Annotated in this window: 18 protein-coding genes; 7 read left to right on the top strand and 11 right to left on the bottom strand. The window is 70.3% G+C overall.

From position 1 onward, the window contains the following. Window positions 1-13: 13 nt before the first annotated feature. From QZ607_RS03865 to QZ607_RS03840, 6 genes are all read right to left on the bottom strand, one after another. Window positions 14-820, bottom strand: a complete 807-nt coding sequence (locus QZ607_RS03865) for an alpha/beta fold hydrolase (protein WP_295879864.1) — start codon at window positions 818-820, stop codon at window positions 14-16. Beyond that, window positions 817-1,884 (bottom strand): o-succinylbenzoate synthase, encoded by a 1,068-nt coding sequence (gene menC, locus QZ607_RS03860; RefSeq protein WP_295879861.1) that lies wholly within the window; start codon window positions 1,882-1,884, stop codon window positions 817-819. Before menC ends, QZ607_RS03865 begins: the two co-directional genes overlap by 4 nt. Window positions 1,885-1,959: 75 nt before the next feature. Then, the gene (gene menA / locus QZ607_RS03855) at window positions 1,960-2,877 is read right to left on the bottom strand and encodes a 1,4-dihydroxy-2-naphthoate octaprenyltransferase (RefSeq protein ID WP_295879860.1); all 918 of its coding nucleotides are present in this window, start codon (window positions 2,875-2,877) and stop codon (window positions 1,960-1,962) included. Window positions 2,878-2,962: 85 nt separating this feature from the next. Further along, window positions 2,963-3,820, bottom strand: coding sequence for a 1,4-dihydroxy-2-naphthoyl-CoA synthase (menB, locus tag QZ607_RS03850; protein WP_295879858.1), 858 nt, complete (start codon window positions 3,818-3,820; stop codon window positions 2,963-2,965). Between the two features lie 164 nt (window positions 3,821-3,984). After that, on the bottom strand, window positions 3,985-4,596 hold the full coding sequence (gene ruvA / locus QZ607_RS03845) for a Holliday junction branch migration protein RuvA (protein WP_295879855.1): 612 nt from the start codon (window positions 4,594-4,596) through the stop codon (window positions 3,985-3,987). A gap of 37 nt (window positions 4,597-4,633) precedes the next feature. Then, window positions 4,634-5,860 (bottom strand): DUF1343 domain-containing protein, encoded by a 1,227-nt coding sequence (locus tag QZ607_RS03840; RefSeq protein ID WP_295879852.1) that lies wholly within the window; start codon window positions 5,858-5,860, stop codon window positions 4,634-4,636. 300 nt (window positions 5,861-6,160) lie between these two features. On the opposite strand from QZ607_RS03840, the gene QZ607_RS03835 reads away from it, so the two are divergent. The 3 genes from QZ607_RS03835 (at window position 6,161) to sdhB (ending at window position 9,769) form a co-directional block, all read left to right on the top strand. Further along, window positions 6,161-6,811 (top strand): succinate dehydrogenase, encoded by a 651-nt coding sequence (locus QZ607_RS03835; RefSeq protein ID WP_295879850.1) that lies wholly within the window; start codon window positions 6,161-6,163, stop codon window positions 6,809-6,811. Then, window positions 6,808-8,691, top strand: coding sequence for a succinate dehydrogenase (quinone) flavoprotein subunit (gene sdhA, locus QZ607_RS03830; protein WP_295879848.1), 1,884 nt, complete (start codon window positions 6,808-6,810; stop codon window positions 8,689-8,691). The genes QZ607_RS03835 and sdhA overlap by 4 nt, the downstream gene beginning before the upstream one ends. 328 nt (window positions 8,692-9,019) lie before the next feature. Continuing rightward, complete coding sequence (gene sdhB / locus QZ607_RS03825) at window positions 9,020-9,769, top strand: succinate dehydrogenase iron-sulfur subunit (RefSeq protein WP_295879847.1); 750 nt, start codon at window positions 9,020-9,022, stop codon at window positions 9,767-9,769. A 249-nt stretch (window positions 9,770-10,018) separates the two neighbouring features. On the opposite strand, the gene QZ607_RS03820 is transcribed toward sdhB, so the two are convergent. Together QZ607_RS03820 and QZ607_RS03815 are read right to left on the bottom strand one after the other, a co-directional pair. Beyond that, window positions 10,019-11,338, bottom strand: coding sequence for a metallopeptidase TldD-related protein (locus tag QZ607_RS03820; RefSeq protein ID WP_295879845.1), 1,320 nt, complete (start codon window positions 11,336-11,338; stop codon window positions 10,019-10,021). Beyond that, window positions 11,335-12,813 (bottom strand): TldD/PmbA family protein, encoded by a 1,479-nt coding sequence (locus tag QZ607_RS03815; protein WP_295879844.1) that lies wholly within the window; start codon window positions 12,811-12,813, stop codon window positions 11,335-11,337. Before QZ607_RS03815 ends, QZ607_RS03820 begins: the two co-directional genes overlap by 4 nt. A 249-nt stretch (window positions 12,814-13,062) precedes the next feature. Here QZ607_RS03815 and lgt point away from each other — a divergent pair, with 249 nt between their 5' ends. Continuing rightward, entirely contained in the window at window positions 13,063-13,917 is an 855-nt protein-coding gene (gene lgt, locus QZ607_RS03810; RefSeq protein WP_295879841.1) for a prolipoprotein diacylglyceryl transferase, read from the top strand. Window positions 13,918-14,000: 83 nt separating this feature from the next. On the opposite strand, the gene QZ607_RS03805 is transcribed toward lgt, so the two are convergent. Continuing rightward, window positions 14,001-15,041, bottom strand: coding sequence for an NADP(H)-dependent aldo-keto reductase (locus QZ607_RS03805; RefSeq protein WP_295879838.1), 1,041 nt, complete (start codon window positions 15,039-15,041; stop codon window positions 14,001-14,003). 295 nt (window positions 15,042-15,336) lie between these two features. Here QZ607_RS03805 and QZ607_RS03800 point away from each other — a divergent pair, with 295 nt between their 5' ends. Beyond that, entirely contained in the window at window positions 15,337-16,002 is a 666-nt protein-coding gene (locus QZ607_RS03800; protein ID WP_295879836.1) for an energy-coupling factor ABC transporter permease, read from the top strand. 1 nt (window position 16,003) lies between these two features. After that, window positions 16,004-16,858 carry a co-chaperone DjlA gene (gene djlA, locus QZ607_RS03795; protein WP_295879833.1) on the top strand — a complete coding sequence of 285 codons (855 nt, stop codon included), beginning with the start codon at window positions 16,004-16,006 and terminating at the stop codon, window positions 16,856-16,858. 185 nt (window positions 16,859-17,043) lie between these two features. Here the strand turns inward: djlA and QZ607_RS03790 are convergent, their stop codons facing one another. Continuing rightward, on the bottom strand, window positions 17,044-17,796 hold the full coding sequence (locus QZ607_RS03790; RefSeq protein ID WP_295879831.1) for a hypothetical protein: 753 nt from the start codon (window positions 17,794-17,796) through the stop codon (window positions 17,044-17,046). A gap of 138 nt (window positions 17,797-17,934) precedes the next feature. Next, entirely contained in the window at window positions 17,935-19,920 is a 1,986-nt protein-coding gene (locus QZ607_RS03785) for an alkaline phosphatase PhoX (protein ID WP_295879829.1), read from the bottom strand. Between the two features lie 572 nt (window positions 19,921-20,492). On the opposite strand from QZ607_RS03785, the gene QZ607_RS03780 reads away from it, so the two are divergent. Continuing rightward, on the top strand, window positions 20,493-21,239 hold the full coding sequence (locus QZ607_RS03780) for a hypothetical protein (protein ID WP_295879827.1): 747 nt from the start codon (window positions 20,493-20,495) through the stop codon (window positions 21,237-21,239). Window positions 21,240-21,691: the final 452 nt, after the last annotated feature.

The following is a 21,691-nucleotide window of genomic DNA, read 5'->3' as shown; positions in this document are numbered from 1 at the left end:
GCAGACGTGGCGGTCAACCCGCCGCCGGGTGATCCTCCGCACCGGCTGCCGCCGCCAGCACCGCAGCCGGCGCCTCCAGCAGCAGATTGTGGCCGGCGTCGGGGACAATGTGGACCTGCGTGCCGGGGCGCTCCCGGGCGACGCGCTCGGCGATGGCGACGAACTTGTCGTCGCGGGCGCCGGCGAGCCAGCTGAGCCGCCCGGGCCAGCGCCGGAGGGCGGCCCAGGTGTCCGGCATCTCGGCGAGGCCGCAACAGGCGAGGCTCGCGGCGAGTCCCTCCGCGCGCTGGGCCAGCCGGCGGCGGCGCTGGGCGGCGAGCACATCCGCCGGCAGTCGGTCCTGGCTCGCGAACAGCGCCTGGCGCTCCCAGGCGTCCACGAAGGCGGCGATGCCCGCCGTGCGCAGCAGCGCGATCCAGCGCTGGTCCACCGCGCGGCGGCCGTCGCGCTGGCCGGCGTTGAAGAGCCCTGGGTGGGCGGAGACGATGGTGGCGGCGGTGAAGCGCTGCGGCGCCGCCGCCAGCAGGCACAGCGCGATGCGCCCGCCGAGCGAGTAGCCCACCAGGCGCTCGACGCCGGCGGGCAGCACCGCCAGCAGGCGCTCGGTCTCTGCTGCGAAGTCGCCGCGCGGGTCGGGGCTGTCGCCGTGGCCGGGCAGGTCCGGCGCCAGGGCCGCCGGGGCGGTGGCGGGCCAGAAGTCCCAGTCGGCGCCGGTGCCGGTGAAGCCGTGCAGCAGCAGCGTCCCGGGCGGATCACCCGGCGCGCCGAAGCGGCGGCAGGCGTAGCCCGGGAGCAGGTCCATAGCCACGCCATCACTCATGTATCCGGCCCCTGCGGCTGGTCATCGAAGGCCATGAAGCCACTGCCCGGCGCCTCCGGCAGCATGATTGAGCCAGCGTCGATCATGGGTGCAGCACCCAGGTCCGCCGCGAGCCAATCCGCCGTCGCGAGCCCATGCGCGAGCGGGCCGCCGGTGGCTGCCGCGAGCTGGGCGGTGGCCCAGAGCCCGGCGGCGGATTCCACCAGGCTCGTCAGCACCACCTCGCGGCCGGCGGCATGGGCCTGTGTGGCGAGCCGCAGGGTGCGGCGCAGGCCGCCCACCACCGCCGGCTTCAGCACCAGCCGCCGCACGGGCAGGCGGGCCGGGTGCAGATCGGGCCGGCCCGCCAGCGACTCGTCGAGCGCCAGGCTGAAGGGCGCGGTGGCCTGGAGGTGCGCGAGCGCAGCATCGTCGGGCGTCGCCAGCGGCTCTTCCAGGCAGTCGATGGGCAGCCCGGCGACCTCGGCAATGCAGGCGGCTGCGCTGGTGGCATCGAAGGCGCCGTTGGCGTCGAGGCGCAGGGCTGCACCTGCGGGCAGCAGCGCCGCCGCTGCCTCCAGGCGGGCGAGCTCCTCTGCCGGGGGTGCGGTGCCGAGCTTGACCTTCAGCACCCTGAAGCCCGCGGCAAGCGCCTGCTCCACTGCGGCCGTGTGCAGCGTGCCGGCGGCGCCGAGCATGGCGTTGACGGCGAGTTGGTCCGGCGCCGCCGCATGCAGCAGCCGCCGCAGCGGTAGGCCCCGTTGGCGCGCGCACAGGTCCAGCAGGGCGGTCTCCACGGCGCAGTCCGCGGCGGGCGTCGCGCTGGGCTCGATGGCCAGCGCCGCCAGCAGCGCGGCGACGCCCTCCCCGGCCCGGGCGCGCCAGTGCGCAAGCCGCTGCGCCGCCTGGGCTGCGGTCTCCGTGCCAGCCGCCGGCAGCGGCGCACAGTCGCCGAAGCCGCTGGCGCCATCCGCTTCGGCGTGCACCAGCCAGCCGGTGCGTTCCGCAAGTGTGTCGCGGGCCGTGCGCCAGGGGCGGCGCAGCGGGAGTCGGTAGGGATGCAGGAGGAGCCGCAGGTCTGTCATGTCGGCCGGCTGACTGTCGACGCCGCAGGCAGCTGCGGCATGCGGCGGCTGGCGACGGCCATCATCGGGCGGCACTCAGTGCCGGAGCCAGCCCAGGAACAGCCCGAGCCCATAGAGCCCCACCAGCAGCATTTGGTACTGCGCCGTGCGCGCCAGCAGCGCATTCAGGGCCTGCCCCCGGCGGGTGTGAAGCTGGCGGATGAGCCAGGCCGCCGCCGGCAGCGCCGCCAGCACGGGCCAGGTCGTGCCGGGCAGTCCGCCCCAGAGCATCAGCGGGACGGGTGCCAGCAGCAGGCCGGCATACACCAGCCTGGCGGTGCGGCGGCCGAGCAGGTGGCAGAGCGTGTGGCGACCGGCGGCGCGGTCGGTGTCGAAGTCCCGGTAGTTGTTCAGCAGCAGCACCGCCGCGGCCGGCAGGCCGAGCGCCAGGCCCAGGCTGATGGCCCCGGCGGAGAGGGTCAGGGTCTGGAGGTAGTAGCTGCCGGCCACCGCGGCGATGCCGAAGAAGCCGAGCACATAGAGCTCTCCATAAGGCCCATAGGCGATGGGCTTGGGGCCGCCGGTGTAGGCATAGCCGGCGGCGATGGCGGCGAGCCCGAGCAGCAGGATGGGCCAGCCGCCGCGCAGCACCAGGAGCAAGCCCAAAATGAAGCTGGTGAGGAACGCGATGTGCGCCGCGCGCTTCACCTGCGCGCTGGTGAACCAGCCCTGGGCGGAGGCGCGCGGCGGGCCGAGCCGCTCGCCGGTGTCCGTACCGCGCTCGTAATCGGCGGCGTCGTTGTGCAGGTTGGTGCCGATCTGGATGCCGGCGGCGGCAAGCAGCGTCGCCAGCGCCGTCAATGGTGCGATGCGCCCGGTGTCCGCCAGCGCGAGCAGCAGGGCGCCGAGCACGGGCGTGACCGCCAGCGGCAGCGTCTTCGGGCGTGCGGCGCTGAGCCAGCGCCCGGCGTGCTGGCGCACCGCGTCCCAGGTGAGGGCGGCGGATTTGCTCATCGGCCCGGCGCCGAGCGGGTGCCGCCTATCGACCCGCTCCTGCGGGCTGACACCGGGGTGGCCCGGCGGCCGGCAGCGGCCGGCGTCATGGTCGCCGCCGGTAGGTGGAGAAGTTCGGCGGGCGCTTCTCCAGAAAGGCGTTGCGGCCCTCCTGCGCCTCCTCGGTCTGGTAGAAGAGCCCGGTGGCGTTGCCGGCGAGCTCCTGGATGCCGGCGAGGCCGTCACTGTCGGCGTTGAAGGCGGCCTTCAGGCAGCGCAGCGCCGTGGGCGAGAGCTGGAGCATGCGCCGGCACCAGTCCACGGTGGTGGCCTCCAGCTCCGCGAGCGGCACCACGGTGTTCACCAGGCCCATGGCCAGGGCCTCCTCAGCGTCGTACTGGCGGCACAGGAACCAGATCTCCTTGGCCTTCTTGAGGCCGACGGTGCGGGCCATGAGGCCGGCGCCGTAGCCGGCGTCGAAGCTGCCCACCCGGGGGCCGGTCTGGCCAAAGCGGGCGTTGTCGGCGGCGATGCTGAGGTCGCACACCAGGTGCAGCACATGGCCGCCGCCGATGGCATAGCCCGCCACCATGGCCACCACGGGCTTGGGCAGGGTGCGGATGCGCCGCTGCAGCTCCAGCACGTTGAGATGCTCGGTGCCGGCGGCGTCCCGGTAGCCGCCGTGGCCGCGCACGCGCTGATCGCCGCCGGAGCAGAAGGCGAGGTCCCCCTGCCCGGTGAGGATGACCACGCCCACCTCCGGGTCCAGGTGGGCGCGATGGAAGGCGTCCAGCAGCTCCATCACCGTCTCCGGGCGGAAGGCGTTGCGCACCTCCGGGCGGTTGATGGTGATGCGCGCGATGCCCTCGGCGCGGTGGTAGCGGATGTCCTCGTAGAACACGTCCTCCGGGGACAGCCAATCCGGCGGGGGCAGATGGGCGGGGGCGTCGGCGTCTGGGCTCATTGGGGTGTCCGGGTCAGCTTCGTTGAGGGGCACAACCTTGGGGTGGCGTGGTTGGGATAGCGTCACGCCGTGGAGGCTCCGGTCGAAGCGGGGATTGTAACCGCGCGGTGGTGTGCCGGGGATGCGTGGCGCAGCCGCCCCGGGTGTCGCGGCCCCGCGGCTGCTCAGCCCGCCGAGACGGCGCGCAGGGCGGCGCGGATGATCTCCTCCGAGGTCTTGCCGTCGGCATCCACGGCGCGGGCCATGCGGTTCGCATCAGCCGGCTTGTAGCCGAGGGCCACCAGGGCGCTCACGGCATCCGCCAGCGGCTCGTCGGCAGCGGCCGGCGTGCCGGTGTCCCGAGTCGGCAGCACGCCGGCTGCACCGCCGCCGAGACCGGCGATCCGGTCCTTCATCTCCATCACCAGCCGTTGCGCGGTCTTCCTGCCGATGCCGGGCAGGCGGCTCAGGGCGGTGATGTCTTCCTGCTCCACGCAGACTGCGAAGCGCTGGGCGTCCATGCCGGAGAGGATCGCCAGCGCCATCTTGGCGCCGACGCCGGTGACCTTGAGCAGGTCGCGGAACAGGGCGCGGTCGCGTGCGTGCAGGAAGCCGTAGAGGACATGGGCGTCCTCGCGCACCGCCAGATGCGTGATGAGTGTCACCGCCTCGCCCACCGCCGGCAGGTCGTAGAAGGTGCTCATGGGCGCCTCGACCTCGTAGCCGACGCCGCCCACGTCGATGAGCACCTGCGGCGGGTGCTTGGCGAGGATGCGGCCGTGCAGGCGTCCGATCATGGCGCGGGTGCGGGGCAGGGCATGGGGGCCGTGGCCGTCAGTAGAGCAGGAAGGGGGAGCGCTGCTCCGCCCACAGTGCCTCGTCGGGGCGCAGCCGCGCCTCGAGGTCGGCGGGCTCGGCGGTGGCGTCGTCCACCCATTCGCGCAGAGCGGTGCCCCCCGTCAGCAGGTCGATGGCGAGGCGCTCGGTCTCGTACTCATAGGGGAAGTCGCGCCAGATGGCGTAGTCCGGGTACTCCAGCCGCAGCGCCTTCAGGAACAGCGCCGTGAGCCGGTAGGGGCGGAAGGCGTCGTGGCGGTAGTGGCTGCAGTCGGTGTGAATCTGAAAGCCGTGGCAGAGCCGGCCCTGGTGCTTGTGGAAGGTGGGCTCGAAGCCGCAGCAGCGCAGCTGGCAGCCCGCCATCCAGTCCGCCTGGAGGCTCTCCATGCGCTTCAGCAACCGGCAGATGTCCAGGTCCGGCGCGCCCATGACCTCCAGCGGCACCGTGGTGCCGCGGCCCTCGGACAGGGTGGTCCCCTCCAACAGCACCGTGCCCGGGAAGCAGCGGGCCATATTCAGGCTGGAGGCGTTCGGGCTCGGGTTGACCCAGGCGAGCTCGTCCCGGGGCCAGCCGAAGCCGGGCGCCGCCGCCGGGTCGTAGCCCTGCATGGCGATGACCTCGCACTCAAGCTCCAGCCCCTTGGCGGCGACGAGCCACTGGGCCAGCTCGCCGAAGGTGAGGCCATGGCGCATCATCAGCGGCGCGGCGCCGACGAAGCTCTCCCAGCCGGGCTCGAGGAGGCTGCCCTCGATGGGCCGCCCGGCGGGGTTCGGGCGGTCCAGCACCCAGACGGCCTTGCCCCTGGCCGCGCAGGCGTCCAGGACATTGGCCAGGGTCGTCACATAGGTGTAGATGCGCGTGCCGATGTCCTGCAGGTCCACCAGCAGCACGTCGAAGCTGTCCAGCATGGCGTCGGTGGGGTAGCGCACATCGCCGTAGAGGCTGAACACCGGGATGCGGTGGATCGGGTCCACGTAGTTCGCGGACTCGATCATGTTGTCCTGCTTGTCGCCGCGCATGCCGTGCTGGGGGCCGAAGGCGGCGGTGATGTGCAGGCCGCCGCCGCTGGCGTGGCCGGCGCCGACCAGGCTCATCAGCGCATCCAGGCTGTGCCGGCCCACGTGGTTCACGGACGCCGGATGCCCCAGCAGGGCGATGCGCCGACCGGCGAGGGGCCGGCGCAGTTCGGGCTCGATGAGCAGACGGTCGATGCCGAGTCGCATGCGCGGGGCCTTCTCCACAGGAATGCAGGGGGCATCGATCCTGCCACAGTCGCCGGGCGCTGGCGAGTCGGCCGGGTGTGCTGCATCCCGCGGGGCCGCGGGCGGCATGGCGGGCGCCCATGCATCAGCACTCAGGAATATACCGATACACTGAGCCGGGTCACGGCACCGGCCCGCATGCCCGCTATCCTTTCCCAGTAGGTCTCCCAGCAGGTCTCCCAGCAGGTCCCCGGACACCCGCCTGCGGGCCTATGCGCTGCCCGCCTTCCACCCTTCGATCTTCACGCTTCAAACTGCCTCATGCCGTCCATCGCCAACCCCCACTTCGTCCTGCGTCGCCTGCACTCGCTGCTGGGCGTGGTGCCGGTGGGGGCCTTCCTGGCCTTCCATCTCTGGGAGAACAGCCAGTCGCGGCTCGGGGCCGAGCATTTCAACACCGAGGTCGTGGGCGCGCTGGCGGGGCTCAACTACCTGCCCTTCATCGAGATCTTCCTCATCGCCCTGCCGCTCGCCTTCCACGCGGTCTACGGGCTCGCCATCATCGGCGGCGGCCGGGCGGAGCCGCTGCGCTACGGCTACCTGCGCAACCGGCTGTACTGGCTTCAGCGCCTTTCCGGCCTCGGGCTTGTGGCGTTCATCCTGCTGCATGTGGGCATGACGCGCATCGCCGGGCTCATGGACCCGGCCATCCACGCGGATCTGTTCGGGCACATGCGTGGGGCGCTGTCGAGCCCCTGGGTCTTCGGGCTCTACCTCGTCGGGCTCTGGCTCGCGGTGCTGCACTTTGCCAACGGGCTGGCCACGGCGGCCATCAGCTGGGGGCTCACCACCAGCGCCGACGCCCAACGGCGCTTCGGCTGGGTCTGCGCGGGCGTCGGGCTCCTGCTCGGGGCCATCGGCACCCATGGCCTCGTGGGCTATCTCGTTGCGCCCAGCGGGGCCGGGGCATGAGCGGGCGGCGGGTCATTGTCGTCGGCGGCGGGCTCGGCGGGCTCTGGGCAACGCTCGCCATCGCCGCCGGCGGGCACCGGGTGCTGCTGTTCTCCCTGTTCGAGGTGATGCGCTCCCATTCAGTGTGTGCTCAGGGCGGCATCAATGCCGTGCTGGACGGCAAGGGCCAGCACGACACCGTCGAGCAGCACATCCGGGATACGCTCAAGGGCGGCAGCTGGCTCGCCAACCAGCCGCCGGTGAAGTCCCTGTGCGAGGCCGCGCCCGGGCTGATCCGCACCTTCGAGCGCATGGGCGTCACCTTCTCGCGCACGCCGGAGGGGCTGCTGGACCAGCGGTTGTTCGGCGGCGTGCAGCACAAGCGCACCTGCTTCGCCGGCGCCAGCACCGGGCAGCAGCTGATGCACGGCGTGGACCAGCAGGTGCGCCGGCTCGAAGCCGATGGCGCGGTGCAGAAGCTGGAGTGGTGGGAGTTTCTGGCGCTGGCGAAGGACGCGGACGGCACCTGCCGCGGCATCGTGGCCATGGATCTGCGCTCGCTCGAAGTCCAGTCCTTTCGCGCCGACGCCGTGGTGCTCGCCACCGGCGGCCTGGGCCAGCTCTACGCGCCCCAGACCACCTGCTCCACGAACTCCACCGGCGCCGCCGCGAGCCGCGCCTACCAGCAGGGCGCGCGCTTCGCCAACGCCGAATTCTTCCAGTTCCACCCCACCGCCATGCTCGGCGAGGACAAGACGCGGCTCATGTCCGAGGCCGCCCGCGGCGAAGGCGGGCGCGTCTGGGTGCCGCGGGACCCCGCTGATCGGCGCGAGCCGGGCCGCATCCCGGAGGCCGAGCGCTGGTACTTCCTGGAGGACTGGTACCCGGCCTACGGCAACACGGTGCCGCGGGACATCGCCTCCCGCGCCATCTGGCGGGTCTGCCGGGAGCTGGGGCAGGGCATCGGCGGCGGCGACCGGGTCTATTTGGATCTGACCCACCTGGACCGCGGCTTCGTGGAGTCCCGCTTGGGCGCCATCCTGTCCATCTACCGCAAATTCGCCGGCACCGATCCGCTGGACGCCCCGATGGAAATCTTCCCCGCCGCGCACTACGCCATGGGCGGGCTCTGGGTGGACTTCGAGCACGACCCGGCCACCGGCGGCGTCGCCCCAGGCAGCCCGCGCAACCATGCCACCAGCATTCCGGGGCTCTACGCCTGCGGCGAGTGCGACTATGGCTACCACGGCGCCAACCGGCTCGGCGCCAATTCGCTCCTGTCGGCGTCCTATTCCGGGCGCGTGGCGGGCGAGGCGGTGCTGAGCCACCTGGCCGGCATCGAGCGCGGCGCCGACAGCCTGGCCGCGGCGCCCTTCGATGCGGAGGTGGCCCGCCAGCAGGCCATCAACCGGGAGCTGATGGCCGCCGAGAGGGGCGAGAATCCCTTTGCGCTGCACGAGGAGCTGGGTGCGCTGATGACGAGCCGCGTCGGCGTGGTGCGCGACAACGCGAGCCTGGATCGGGCCATCGACGCGCTGGCCGAGCTGGAGCGCCGCGCCGCGCACATGGCGCTGGGCGAAGCGAGCCCCTGGGCCAACCAGACGCTGGCCCACGCCCGGCAGGTGCAGGACATGATCCGGCTCGCCCGCGTCATGGCCGTGAGCGCAAGGGCCAGGGACGAGTGCCGCGGTGCCCACTACAAGCCCGAATTCGATCTGCCCCTGCCCGAAGGGCGCCAAGAGGGACCGGACTGGGCGCACTACCGCGAGCGCTGGCGCGCCAACAACGAGCGCTGGCTCAAGACCACCGTCGCCGAGCACACCCTGGACGGCCCGCGCATCGACTTCGAGCCGGTGGACCTGAGCGTGCTGGCGCCGGATCAGCCGCGGGATTACCGATGATGGGGGTGCAGGAGCGCAGGAGTGCGGCGTTCAGCGCGCCACTTTGGAAGGCCCGGGGTCGCCCCTGGGTCCGCCGACGTCAGTCGGCACCCTGGGGAAGGCGGGCTTCGGTCCGCTGGTGCAGAACCCATCGAAGCCTGGCGTTCGGGTTGGCTCCGGGGCCGCGGCGACTGATACCCGGAGGCATGCGATGAACAGCGTCCGTCGTGCGGTTCGGCTGGCATTCGAGGCTGCCGGGAGCAGTGGTGCGGGCACCACGAGCAGTGCGGTTGTCGGGCCGGAGCCCGGCACCAGGGTAGCGCCCTCCAGCACACCGGAGCGCCGCACCGTGGAGCTTCGCATCCGCCGCCAGGATGCCCCGGACACGGCGCCCTATTGGCAGCGCTTCCGTGTCGCGGCCAAGCCCGGTGACAACATCGTCTCTGTGCTGCGGGCGCTGCGGCTCGACCCCGTCACCACCGACGGCGAGCGCGTGGACCCCGTCGCCTTCGAGCACAACTGCATGGAAGAGGTCTGCGGCGCCTGCGCCATGCTCATCGACGGCAGCCCCAGACCGTCATGCTCAACGCTGCTCGCGGAGCTGGGCGATGTCATCCGCCTGGAGCCGCTGCCCAAGTTCCCGGTGGTGCGCGATCTGATGGTGGACCGCGCCCGGCTGTTCGCGGGCCTTCAGCGCGTGCAGGCCTGGGTGCGCCTGGACGGCCCCTGGGTTACCCACGAGCGCGCCCCGCGCATCTCCCAGCGCCAATGGGCGGCGGACTATCGCTACAGCCGCTGCATGAGCTGCGGCATCTGTCTCGCCGCCTGCCCGCAGTTCCCGGACTCCGCCGGCGACGGGCGCGGCTTCATCGGACCCAGCGCGCTCGCCCAGGTGCGCCTGCTGAACGCCCACCCTTTAGGCCGCTACGACAAGACCGCGCGACTGCACGCCATCATGGCCGAGGGCGGCCTGACGGACTGCGGCAACGCCCAGAACTGTGTGCGCGTCTGCCCCAAGGAGATTCCGCTCACCACCGCCATCGGCGAGCTCGGCCGGCAGACGACGCTGCAGGCGCTGAAGGATCTGTTCGGCGGCTGAGCTGGTGCCACTGGTGCCACTGGTGCCACTGGTGCCACTGGTGCCACTGGTGCCACTGGTTCCCAAGCTCCGCTTGGGAACCGGGTCTGGAAGCTCCGCTTCCCGGAGACCCGAAGCAGAGCTTCGCGGCCGCGTTCCCAAGCAGAGCTTGGGAACGAGTGGAAACGAGTGGAAGCAGAGCTTGGGAACGAGTGGACGAGTGAGCAGAGCTTGGGAACGAGTGGAACGGGTGGACGAGTGAGCAGGGCTTTACAGCGCCAGATCGATCCCGCTCACCAGCGCGCCGGGCAGCAGGCTGCTGTCGGTGCTGCGGCCGTCGTAGGTCTCGGCGGAGAGCAGCAGCTCGCGCTCGCGGGTGAGGCCCTCCAGGCGGTCGCCGAGGAGGTGGTAGAGGCTGTCGTCGAAGCGCATCACCGCGAGCGGCGCCACAGGCTCGCCGTGCTCCACCCAGAAGGTGCCGAAGCGGGTCATGCCCGTCATGCGGCAGGCATTACGGTCCGACCAGTTGCAGTACCAGAGGTTGCCGATGAGGATGCCGGTGTCGAGCGCGTGCAGGGCCTCGGCGGTGGCGAGGTCGCCGGGGGCGATGGCGAGTGCCTCCGGGTACTCGGCGGCGGCGTTCACGGCGGCCTCGTACTCCTTGGCGCTGCGGGCGTCGGCGAGGCAGTCCTGATACCAACCCTCCTCGATGAGCTTGACCTGATCGGGCTTGGTGAAGCCCTCGTCGGTGAAGCCGGGCGCGAGGCCGCGCTTGTGCTCCTCCACCACCGTCAGCTGCGGGCTCAGCTGCTGCTCGCCGGTGGCGAGCTTGAGCAGCGGCGTCTGCTGGGTGCGGTGGTCGCGCAGGCCGAAGCCGCCCCAGGCGAGCAGGTCCATCAGCTCCGCTAGTGCCGCCGGCGCCAGATAGGCGCGGTAGCGCCCGGGCTCGATGCTTCGGGTCGGGCGGCCCAGTACGGCCAGGTCCGCACGCTGCTGCTCGAGCTTGTGCCGCAGCTGCTCCGGCTGCCAGTCGAAGCCGGACCAGCTCGCCTTCACGGCCTTGTCGCGGCCCAGGTAGCTGGACCAGTCCAGGTTGAAGCTCCGGCTCTGGTGCCAGTGGCGGTGGCCGATGGAGCTGGCGAGACCTTCCATGACATCGCCGGCGGCCCAGATGCCCACCAGGTCCAGCCCCTCGGCGAGGTCGGTGAGGGTGCCGATGGCCTCGTCGGGCGTGGGCAGCGTGGCGTCGAGGCGCCGCTCGGAGCGGGCGGGCTCGGTGCTGATGTTCAGGTAGGGGTCGTCCGGCACGTGCACGATGCGCTCGCGCAGCCGCGTCAGCAGCGCGCGGGCCTGGGCGAGGTCGGCGTCGGCATCGCCGCTCAGGGGGCAGCCGCCCGCCACCTGGCGGGCGCCGTCGATGAGCGTGAGTCCAAGATCGGCGCTGTGCACGCTGCCCGCCTGGCGCACGCGGTTCTGGTTGAGACGCACGAAGTCAGAGCGCTCGGCGCCCAGGCCGGCGAAGAGCAGCTCGTCACCGCTCAAGCCTGCAGCGAGGGTGTCGAACAGCGCGAAAAAGCGTTCCGGTGTCATAGGCCACCTCCGAACACGTCGATGTCACGGAACAGGCAGGGCGGCGAGGCGTGGCCCACGTAGACGGACTGGTTCGGCTCGCCCTTGCCGCAGTTGCGCACCCCGCGCACCTCCAGCGTCTCGCGACCGCCGACGCCGTCGAGGCTGCGCCAGAAGCGCGCCGAGACGCCGCGATAGCCCGGGTTGCGCACCAGGCCCCTGAGCTCGCCGTCTTCGATGAGCCGGCCCAGCTGGCAGCTGAACTGGAACTTGTTGCGGCTGTCGTCGATGGACCAGGAGCGGTTGGTGTCCATCAGCACGCCGCGCTCCACGCGGGCGATCATGTCGGACAGGGCCTCCTCGTTGGGCTCCAGGTTGATGTTGGCCATGCGGTCGATGGGCGGGCGGTCCCAGCCGCTGGCGCGGGCGCAGGCCACGCCGGCGAGCCGCGCACGGCGCTGCGAGAGCTCGCCGCCGAGGGGGCGCTCCAGGATGCCGTCGCGGATCAGGTGCACCCGCTTCGCCGGCGTGCCGTCGTCATCGGCGGCGCAGCTCGCGAGCTCGCCCGCAACGCCCGGGTCGAAGGTGACGTTGAGCAGCGAGGAGCCATAGCGATAGGTGCCGAACATGTCCGGCGTGACGAAGCTCAGGCCCGCGTAGTTGCGCTCGTCGCCGAGGATGCGGTCCAGCTCCAGCGGGTGGCCGATGGACTCGTGGATCTGCAGCGTCATCTGGCTCGGCAGCAGCAGCAGGTCCATTTGGCCGCTCGGGCACTCCGGTGCCTCGCACAGGGCGATGGCCTCGGTGGCCACGCGCTCGGCGTCGTCGAGCAGCCCCGCGCCGGCGAGGCGCTCCAGCCCGCCCTGACCGGGGCGGTCGTGGCCGCCGCCGGTGCGGGTCTGGGTCTGGCCCGCGATGTGGGCGGTGGCGGCGAGGCCGGAATGCACATAGCTCAGAGTCTGGTCGAGGTGTGCGCCGTCGCTGCTCACCAGCAGCTGGTGCACGCGCCGGTGGCCGAGCCAGGCGGCGCGCTCGACGATGCGCTCGCCGAGGTCCAGCCGTGCGCAGGCGTCGCCGAGCAGACCGAGCTTGTCGGCCAGGGTCATCTGCGCCCAGGGCTGCTTCACTTGAGTCTCATAGCTGTCACGCACGCTGGTGCGCGGGAAGAGCTTGGCGTCGAAGAGGCCGAGCCTCGCGTGCAGCGCGGCGGATGTCGCTGCTTGCCCGGCGGCGGCGGCGAGCCCGGCCGGGGAGAGGTCGGCGGTCGCCGCATAGCCGACGCCGCCGTCGGTCACCAGGGTGACCATGGCGCCGCGGCTCGCGCCGATGCTGCTGGGCTCGGCGACGTCGTCGCGCACGGCAAGGCCCTCGTAGGTCTCGTCCACCAGGCGCAGGGTCCAGTAGTCGCAGGCGGGGGCCGCGTCGGCGAAGCGCCGCGCGATGGCCCGGAGTGCGTCCGCGCCGGGTGTCGGTGATACGGCTGTTGCGGTGCTCATGTCGGCAGTGGTGAGTCCTGGCTTGCTGTGGTCAGGCGCCGGCTCTGGGGTCGGCGTCGGTGGCTCCTTGATTATGGGGGCAAGGACGCTTGTGCGCAGGTGGTCAGGCCGTGCTTTGGGGGCCGCTCGTCGTGCCGGCGCGGGCGCCGGTGCAGGCCCGTCACGGTGGCGGCTCGCCGTGCCCGCCGAGGGCGGTGGACACGGCACCGTCACCGGCGGTCAGCGCACACCGTGCTACCATCCGCGCCCATGCTGACCTACCCCGACATCAACCCGGTCGCCTTCCAGCTGGGCCCGCTCAAGGTCCACTGGTATGGGCTCATGTACCTGATCGGCTTCGCGGCCGCGTGGCTGCTCGGGCGCTGGCGGGCGTCACGGCCCGGCTCGGGTTGGACCGCCGCGATGGTGGACGATGTCGTCTTCTACAGCGTCATCGGCGTCATCGCGGGTGGGCGACTCGGCTACATGTTCTTCTACGGCTACGACCAGATCCTGGCCAACCCGTTCAACGTGCTGAAGGTCTGGGAGGGCGGCATGTCCTTCCACGGCGGGCTCATCGGTGTGCTCATCGCCATCTGGCTCTTCGCGCGCAAGTACCGGCTCGGCTTCTTTCAGGTGGGGGACTTCGTGGCGCCTCTGGTGCCGCTCGGCCTACTCGCCGGGCGCATCGGCAACTTCATCAACGGTGAGCTTTGGGGCCACGCCACCTGGGTGCCCTGGGCGATGCAGCTGCCCTGCGTGCGCTTTCCGGAGTATTGCGTCGGGCTGCCGGCCGGCAGCGAATTCAGTCCACCGCTGCACCCGTCCCAGCTCTACGAGGCGGGACTGGAGGGGCTGGTGCTGTTCGTCGTGCTCTGGTGGTTCTCCAGCCGCCCGCGGCCCACCATGGCCGTCTCCGGGCTGTTCCTGCTGCTCTACGGCCTGTTTCGGTTTGCGGTGGAATTCGTCCGCCAGCCCGATGCACACATCGGCTATCTCGCCTTCGACTGGCTCACCATGGGCCAGCTGCTGACGCTGCCGATGCTGCTCGGCGGCGCCGTCCTGCTGGCATTGGCCTATGGGCTGCGCGGTGCCGGAAGACCGGCGGACAATGCCGCCGGCTGAGACGCGCCGCAGCGCCTGCGGGCGTCGATCATGACAGGATCGACCTGATTCTCCTCCTCAGCCCTCAGCCCTCAGCCCTGGCCTCAGGGACTCGGATTCGGCTGGCGCGTGTGTACCGCCTCGATGTCCGCCAGCACCTCGTCCGACAGCCTGAGGTCCATGCTGCCGAGGTTCTGCTCCAGCTGTGCCATGGTCGTCGCGCCGATGATGTTGGACGTGACGAAGGGCCGGCTGGTGACGAAGGCGAGCGCCATCTGTGCCGGGTCGAGGCCGTGCCTGTGGGCGATGGCCACATACTCGGCCGTGGCGGCGACGGCTTGCTCGTTGGAATAGCGGCTGAAGCGTGAGAACAGCGTGAGCCGGCCGTCCGGCGGGCGCTTGCCGTCCAGGTACTTCCCGCTCAGGGCGCCGAAGGCCATGGGGGAGTAGGCCAGCAGCCCGCACTGCTCGCGGATGGCCACCTCCGCCAGGCCGATCTCGAAGCTGCGGTTCAGCAGGTTGTACGGGTTCTGGATGCTGACCATGCGCGGCAGGCCGTGCTGCTCGGCCAGCTCCAGAAAGCGCATGGTGCCCCAGGGGGTCTCGTTGGAGAGGCCGACATGGCGCACCTTGCCGGACTGCACCAGATCGCCCAGCACCTCCAATGTCTCCAGCAGCGGCACGCTGGTGTCCTCCGCGGGATGCTCGTAGCCGAGCTTGCCGAAGAAGTTGGTCTGGCGGTCCGGCCAGTGCAGCTGGTAGAGGTCGAGGTAGTCGGTGCCGAGCCGGCGCAGGCTGTCCTCCAGCGCCTGAGCGATGTTGGGCCGGTCCAGCCGGTTGGTGCCGCCGCGGATGTAGGGCAGCCAGTCGCCGGGGCCGGCGACCTTGCTTGCGATGACGAGCTTGTCCCGGCCGCCGCGTGCGGCGAGCCAGCGGCCGATGTAGTCCTCGGTGCGGCCCATGGTCTCCGCCTTGGGTGGCACCGGATACATCTCGGCGGTGTCGATGAAGTTGATGCCGGCGGCGACGGCGCGGTCGAGCTGTTCGGCCGCCTGGGCGGCGGTGTTCTGCTCGCCGAAGGTCATGGTGCCGAGGCAGATGGCGCTGACGCTGATGTCGGTGCGGCCGAGGGGTCGGTATTGCATGTGCGGTTCCAGTGGGTTGTTCTGCTGACCTATGGGACGCGGTGCTCGAGCCCGCTGCCTCCATTTGCGCGCGGCGCGGGCGCGGACCAAGGGGCCGACGGTCTCTGGGAGAGGTCTGCATGCGCGTTGGCGTCAAAGCGTCAATTCAATATACCGTCCCCGTTTTTCTGGGATTGCGTGCGGCGGTGGCCGTGTGGCGGTGGCCGTGCGACGGCGGCTTGGTGTTTGTGTTAAGACTTCCGATCCCGATGTTCGATGGCAGGATTGCAAGCCGGCGCCCCGCGCTCTCAGCCCCATGACGCTCGACCCCGCGCTCTTCACGCCCGCCGCCACCTGGGCCGCGCTCGTCCTCTATCTGCTGTGCCTGGCGCTGGCGCTGTGGCTCGCGCCCTGGCGGCGGTTGCTGGCGGCGCGGCTCACGCATGTGTTCTTCGGCGCCACGGTGCTGCTCATGTTTCTGTGGCAGATGGACACGCAGGTGCAGCCGGGGCTCGACTACCATCTGCTCGGGCTGACGGCGGTGACGCTGATCTTCAGCTGGTCCTTCGCGGTCATCGCCGCATCGCTGGCGCTGCTCGGCGTCTACATCAACAGCGGCATGGCCTGGGACGGCTTCGCGCTCAACGCCCTGGTGAGCGGCCTGCTGCCCATCACCCTGACACAGATCGCGCTGGTGCTGATCCGCCACTATCTGCCGAAGCAGTTCTTCGTGTACGTTCTGGTCAACGGCTTCCTCACCGCCGGGCTGGTGGGAGTTGCCATGGGCTACATGGCGGCCTGGCTGCTGGTGGGCAGCGGGGCCTACACCTTCGCCGAGCTGAGCCAGACGGTGCTGCCCTTCTTTCCGCTGATGTTCCTGCCGGAGGCCATGCTGAACGGCTGGATCATGGTGATCCTCGTTGCCTTTCGGCCGGAATGGGTTTACTCCTTCTCGGATGAGCAGTACCTGAAAGGCAAGTGACGTGAGCTGGTTCGGGAAGGTCGTCGGCGGCCTGCTGGGCTTCGCCGCCGGCGGGCCCATCGGCGCCGTTGTCGGCGCCGCACTGGGGCATGGCGCGGATCGCGGCGTGGAGAAGCTCGCCACGGACTATGGCCTGCCCTTCGGTGATCGGCGGCGCATCGAGAGCGCCTTCTTCGCGGCCACCTTCTCGGTGATGGGGCACATCGCCAAGGCCGACGGGCGGGTGTCGGAGCGGGAGATCGCGCTCGCCGAGACGGTGATGTCCCGGCTCCAGCTCGCGGGCGAGCGCCGCAGCGCCGCCATCGCCCTGTTCCGCGAGGGTAAGCAGCCGGGGTTCGACCTCGACGGCGTCATCGGGCGCTTCCGGCGCGAGTGCATGGGCCGGCGGCTGCTGATCCAGCTCTTCCTGGAGGTGCAGCTCAAGGCCGCCTATGCAGACGGCGAGCCCTCCGTCGCCAAGCGCCAGGTGCTGGAGCGCATCCGCGCCGGGCTCGGCGTGTCGCCGATGCTGTTCCGGCAGCTGGAGAACCTGATCCGCATGCAGCAGCGTTTCGCCGCCGGTCGCGCGGGCGCCGGCTGGGAGCAGGGTGCAGGGCGGTCGTCCGGCCCGGGTGGCGCGGGGCGCCGCGCGCCGAGCACGGGCCCGTCGTTGAAGGACGCATATGCGCTGCTGGGCGTGCAGCCCAAGGACCCGGACGAAGTCATCAAGCGGGCCTACCGCAAGCTGCTGAGCCAGCACCATCCGGACAAGCTGGTCTCCAAGGGCCTGCCGGAGGACATGATCCGGCTCGCAAGCCAGAAGACCCACGAGATCCGCCAGGCTTACGAGATGATCCAGGCGTCGCGGGCGGCCTGAGATCCACTGAGCCCAGGTCCCAAAAAAAGAAGGCGCCCTTGCGAGCGCCTGCCGGTGTCAGCGCTGACTGCGGCAGCGCTGCACCTCCAAGAGACTGGTGCGGTATCGGTTTCGCCCCGGGTGGTCGCGCCGACGGGAGGTCGGGTCAGCGGCAGCGTCACCCGACACCCAGGGCTCACAACCTCTCAGGCGATCCGACGGCGCACGCTGCGCAGCCCGAACAGCCCCAGCGCCAGCAGCGCGGTGGTGGCGGGCAACGGCACATACTCCGCGTTGGTCTGGGTGTTGAGCTGGACGCTGACCATGCTCATGCCGCCGGCGGGCACGCTGAGCAGCGCCGAGCCCATATCCTCCACCTTGAGGATGCCCGCACCGGGGTACTCCACTTCGGCGGTGTCCTGGATGAGGAGGCCGGACGAGAAGTCCGAGATCAACACTTCCGCCCGCGCATAGGCGTCCGCGAAGCTGTGGAGGCCGGTCACGGTCTGCGACACGTTCAGGAAGTACTGCCAGTTCAGCGTCACATCGACGGGTGCGCCGGTGGTGTTGGCGAAGAGAATCGTGCCCTCGTTGGACAGGAAGGCCGCGGCGTCGCTGCCCGCATCCTTGGCAGCGGTGTTCTTGTAGGCCATGGCCTCGCTCTGGCTGTCCTGCTCCACGAAGGGGTTCAGCGCCAGGTTCTGGGTCAGATCCGCGCTCGGCGTCTGCAGGGTGGAGGCCACCGCGTTGCCGCCGGCCGTGGTGCTGCTGTTGGTCTGGGCCGCGGCGAACTGGTACTCGGCCGTCACGCCGGTGGGCAGGCCGAAGACGCTGAACAGGGCATTGGCCGTCGCGCTGGTGATGGCGCCGGCGCTGGCGAGGCCGGGCAGCGCCAGCAGCGCGCCGGCGAGGGCCGCCGGTGCAGCCGCGCGCCGGAGGGGCTCGAAGGTGAGGGTCATGGCAGGGGCTCCTGAAATCCAAGGCTCGAAGTGTTCTGGGGCGGTTTACCGCGCAGCGCTCATGCGGGGGCACGCGCGGTGCGGTGTTGAAGTGGGCCGGCTCAGGGCGCCTCCCTGCGCCCGTGCGCCGCTCGCGGCTCAGTCGAGGGCCGGGAACTTGAAGTAGCCGACGTAGCCGTACTTCGCGTCGTCGCCTTCCGGCGCGTTCACCTGCTCGTCCTGGTCGGACTCGCCGTAGGGGTGCTGGACGACGCTCATCAGGTAGCCCCAGCCGTTCAGGTTCGGGTACCAGTAGACCGAGGTGGTCTCGGAGCCGAAGGGCGTGGTCTGGATGCGGGTCAGCTCCTTGCTGCGCAGGTCGTAGGCCCAGACCAGGTCGATCTGGTGCACGCTGTTGCCGGCGTCCTCGCCGATGACCAGCAGGTTGTAGCCCGGCAGGAAGGTGATGTTGTCCGGGTTGCCGATGCCCTCCAGGCTGCACTGGTTGTCGCCGCTGGTGGCGACCTGCTCGCCGGCGAGGATGCCGGTCATCAGACGCGCGACGTAGCCGCTGTTGATCGGGTTGCCGTCGGTGTCCATGCCGCCCGCGAACATGCGCAGCTCATAGATGGCGCCGCACTTGTTGGCGGCCAGGCGCACGTGGTTGTTGCCGCCCGCGTCGTAGGTGGGATGCCCGTTGGTCATACCACTGCCGACATCGCTGATGGCCATGTACATGACGCGCCGGGCCGGGTCGAAGCTCGCACCCTCAACCTTGCGGAACTCCGTGGTGGCACCCTTCAGTGCGGCGTAGCGGCGCGTCTCCAGGCGCGCGAGGATTTCCTCGGTCATGCCGGTGGGCAGGGTGTCCTTAATCTTCAGGCACTCCTGGTAGGGGCCGCCGTGGCCGCTGTTCACGGAGACGAGGCCCGCCGGGGTGGCCGGGCAGCTGCCGTCCTGGTTCGGGTCGGCGTAGTCGAACAGCTCGTCGAACTCGACCTCCCACTTGTTGTTGGTGGTGTCATAGGCGTCGTCGACGAAGGCCTCGACCTCGGCCGCTGTGGCGTGGCCCAGATTGATCCAGCTGAGCCAGGCGCGGCCGCCCTCGGGCGTGTCGGCCATCTGGTTCCAGATGCCGGCGTACAGGGTGCCGGCGCTGAGGTCCCCGGCGGTGTCCGCGACGAACATCACCAGCATGGTGTTGGTGCCGTCGTCGGTGATGTAGACGGTCTTGTTGTCGGGCATCACGATGGACAGCTCGTTGGCGGTGCGGCCCATTGCGAAGTGCTTGGTGACATCCGTGGAGCCGTCGGCATTCACCGCGACTTCCACCGGATAGCCGTAGCGGTACGGGTTCATTTCCGTCTGCGCGACGGCATCGTCCCCGGACGGGTTGTTGTTGTTGAAGGTCCAGCCGGTGCTGTCGTAGTACGCGGCCATGGCGGAGTTGTAGCCGCCGATGCCGACGCCGGCGTCCACCCAGCCGCGTGCGTCCGGCTCGTACTCTTCAGAGCCCAGGTGCGTGCCCCAGGGCGACACGGTGCCGGCGCAGTGCACCCAGCCGCCGTAGACGCCGGAGAAGTCGATGAGGCGCGTGGCCAGCGGGGTCAGCTCGCCGTCGCTCTCCTGCTGGAGCTTGGTGAGGTACATGGCGCCCGGGCGGGTCTCGAAGTGGGAGACCAGATAGATGTCGTCGCCCGCGGTCAGGAAGGAGTTGAAGTCGTTGGAGTTGGAAATGGCGTCGTCGCAGTTGAGGCCGTTCACGTCGCAGCTGGCGGCGTCACAGTGCTCGCCGTCGTTGACGCAGCTGGCGCCGGCCTCGTTCACCAGCGCCGTGCCGTCTTCCATGTAGAGCTTGCCGAAGCGCTCCTCGTCGGTTGCCGACGGCGTGTCGCCCACCAACAGCGGCAGGGTGTCACCGCTGCGCAGCAGCGTGGTGAAGCCGGTCTGCTCGGTGAAGCCCTTGATCAGCGCGGACTGCGAGGACAGCACCTCGTGCTTCTCGGTGGCCGGGTCCGGCGGCGTTGCGACGGACGGGGCCGGGGCCGGCACTTCTTCGGGGTAAAGCGTTCCGGCGGTGGTGGTGCCTGCGCTGAGCGCGAGGGCGCCGGCGATGGCGATCTGCAGACGGTTTTTGACGGGCATGGCTGGCTCCGTTCGATAACGAAAGGGAGTGGCAACAGGCAATCGCGCCACCCCCGCATGGCGGCGGGCGCAAAGGGGGTGGGCATGGCGAGCGCAAGACTACGCGGGCACTATTGCCCTACCGTGTCGATGGGATTGCGGTTCGGTTAAAGGCGGGATGGCGCGGGCGGCACCGGGTGTGCGCATCGGTGTTGCAGGGGCTTTACAGGCCGCGTAAGCCTGATGCGCTGGAGAAGATAGACCTTATGCCGTGGTCAGTGCATTTCTGTGCGCGACAGAGTCTTGAAAAACAAAGCGTTGTGTGATTTGGCGCGGAGCGCGTGCGCCCGCGCGCAGTCCATCAGCGCTGTCAGGATTTTTTACAGGCACGGAAAGTGGCTCGCAGAAGCAGTCGGCAGTGAGCCAATAAAAAGATTTTTATCAGATGGTTATGAGAGCTGGTGCGATGTGTGCCTGACAGAAGCTCGCGTGGCCGACCGCCACGGGTTGGGACCAGCGCCTCGACTCGCGCCCCAGCGCAGGTCAGCAGAGCCCGCAAGACCTTCCACTGCCTTTAAGGAGCACCGACGACGATGAACCCTGATGGATCTGCATGGAGCAAAGCCGGCGGCTGCATGGCGGCTGGGTTGCTGTGGCTGCTGGCGGGGCCCGCACACGCGGTCTTCAGCACGGATTTCACGCTCGATCGGCTGTACCCCGATCTGTTCGTGAACAATCTTCAGCTGACTTACGACACCGACGACGGCGGCAGCACCTTCGGGATGTCGGTGCTCGACACGGGGACGACCACAGGTACCCTGCGCGCCACGGGGCCAAGCGACACCACGGATTTGTTTACCTCCCTGGACTTGTCGCTGACAGCGACCTTTGCCGACGACGGCTCCACGCTCCTCGGCGGTCAGGTACAGATCATCAACAACACCACCTCAGCGATTTTGGGCATCCCGGGGAGCACGCTGCTGCTCGGTGGCGAGATCTTCGACTTCGCGGGGGACCCGACGCCGGGCTCTTCGTCCTTTTACTTTCGGCTCGGCAACACGGCGAGCGACGTCGCCGAAGAGCTCGGCTGGAATGTCGGCAGGAGCGGCCAGATCGTCATGCCCGTCAGTGGCTTCAGCGACACCGCCTGGGCCGACGGCGACAGCTTTTTCGACGCGAGCGCGAATCTGGATGCCTACGCCCCGTCGCCGGCGACCATCGCGCTCCTGGGGCTCGGTCTCATCGGCTTGCAGTGGCTGCACTCGCGTGGGCGGCTCGCCCGGTCGCGCCCTCGTGGCGCCTTGCCCTCCTCGCGTGACGGTGATGCTGACCAGCGCTGAGGTCGCTGCTCGCCCACTGGCGTCAGGCCCCGGCCCGGACTGACTGGCGGCCCTGCATCCCCGCCGCAGCCGGTCGGTGGCGCCGGACGCTGCCGAGCCGGCTCGGGTCTGCTCCCTAGCGACGCGGCGGCCTGCCGCTCAGCGGGCGCCGCCTCCAACCGCCGTCGGCGGCCTTCCCCTCCCCCTCGCCACGCACACGACATCACTCCGCAGGGTGGCGTGTGGCTCGCGCTTCTGCGTGGCACGCGTTTGGGGCCAACCTCCAGCTCACGGCGGTGCGCCGACTCCTGTCGTCGCCTCCACCGCACCGCAGCCCGGCGCTCACTGTCACGCCTCGACCCGCAGCCGGTTAAGTCGCTGGCATACTCTGCGTTTGCAATCTGCGAGGTACATCGCATTTTGCGACACCGCGAGGCCGCGTGGACCGTTGTGGCGCTGTCGCGTGCCGGTTG

Source organism: uncultured Thiohalocapsa sp. (assembly GCF_913063425.1).
Lineage (GTDB): Bacteria > Pseudomonadota > Gammaproteobacteria > Chromatiales > Chromatiaceae > Thiohalocapsa.
The sequence above is the reverse complement of the archived record's forward strand: the minus strand, read 5'-3'. Positions and strand labels throughout refer to the sequence as shown.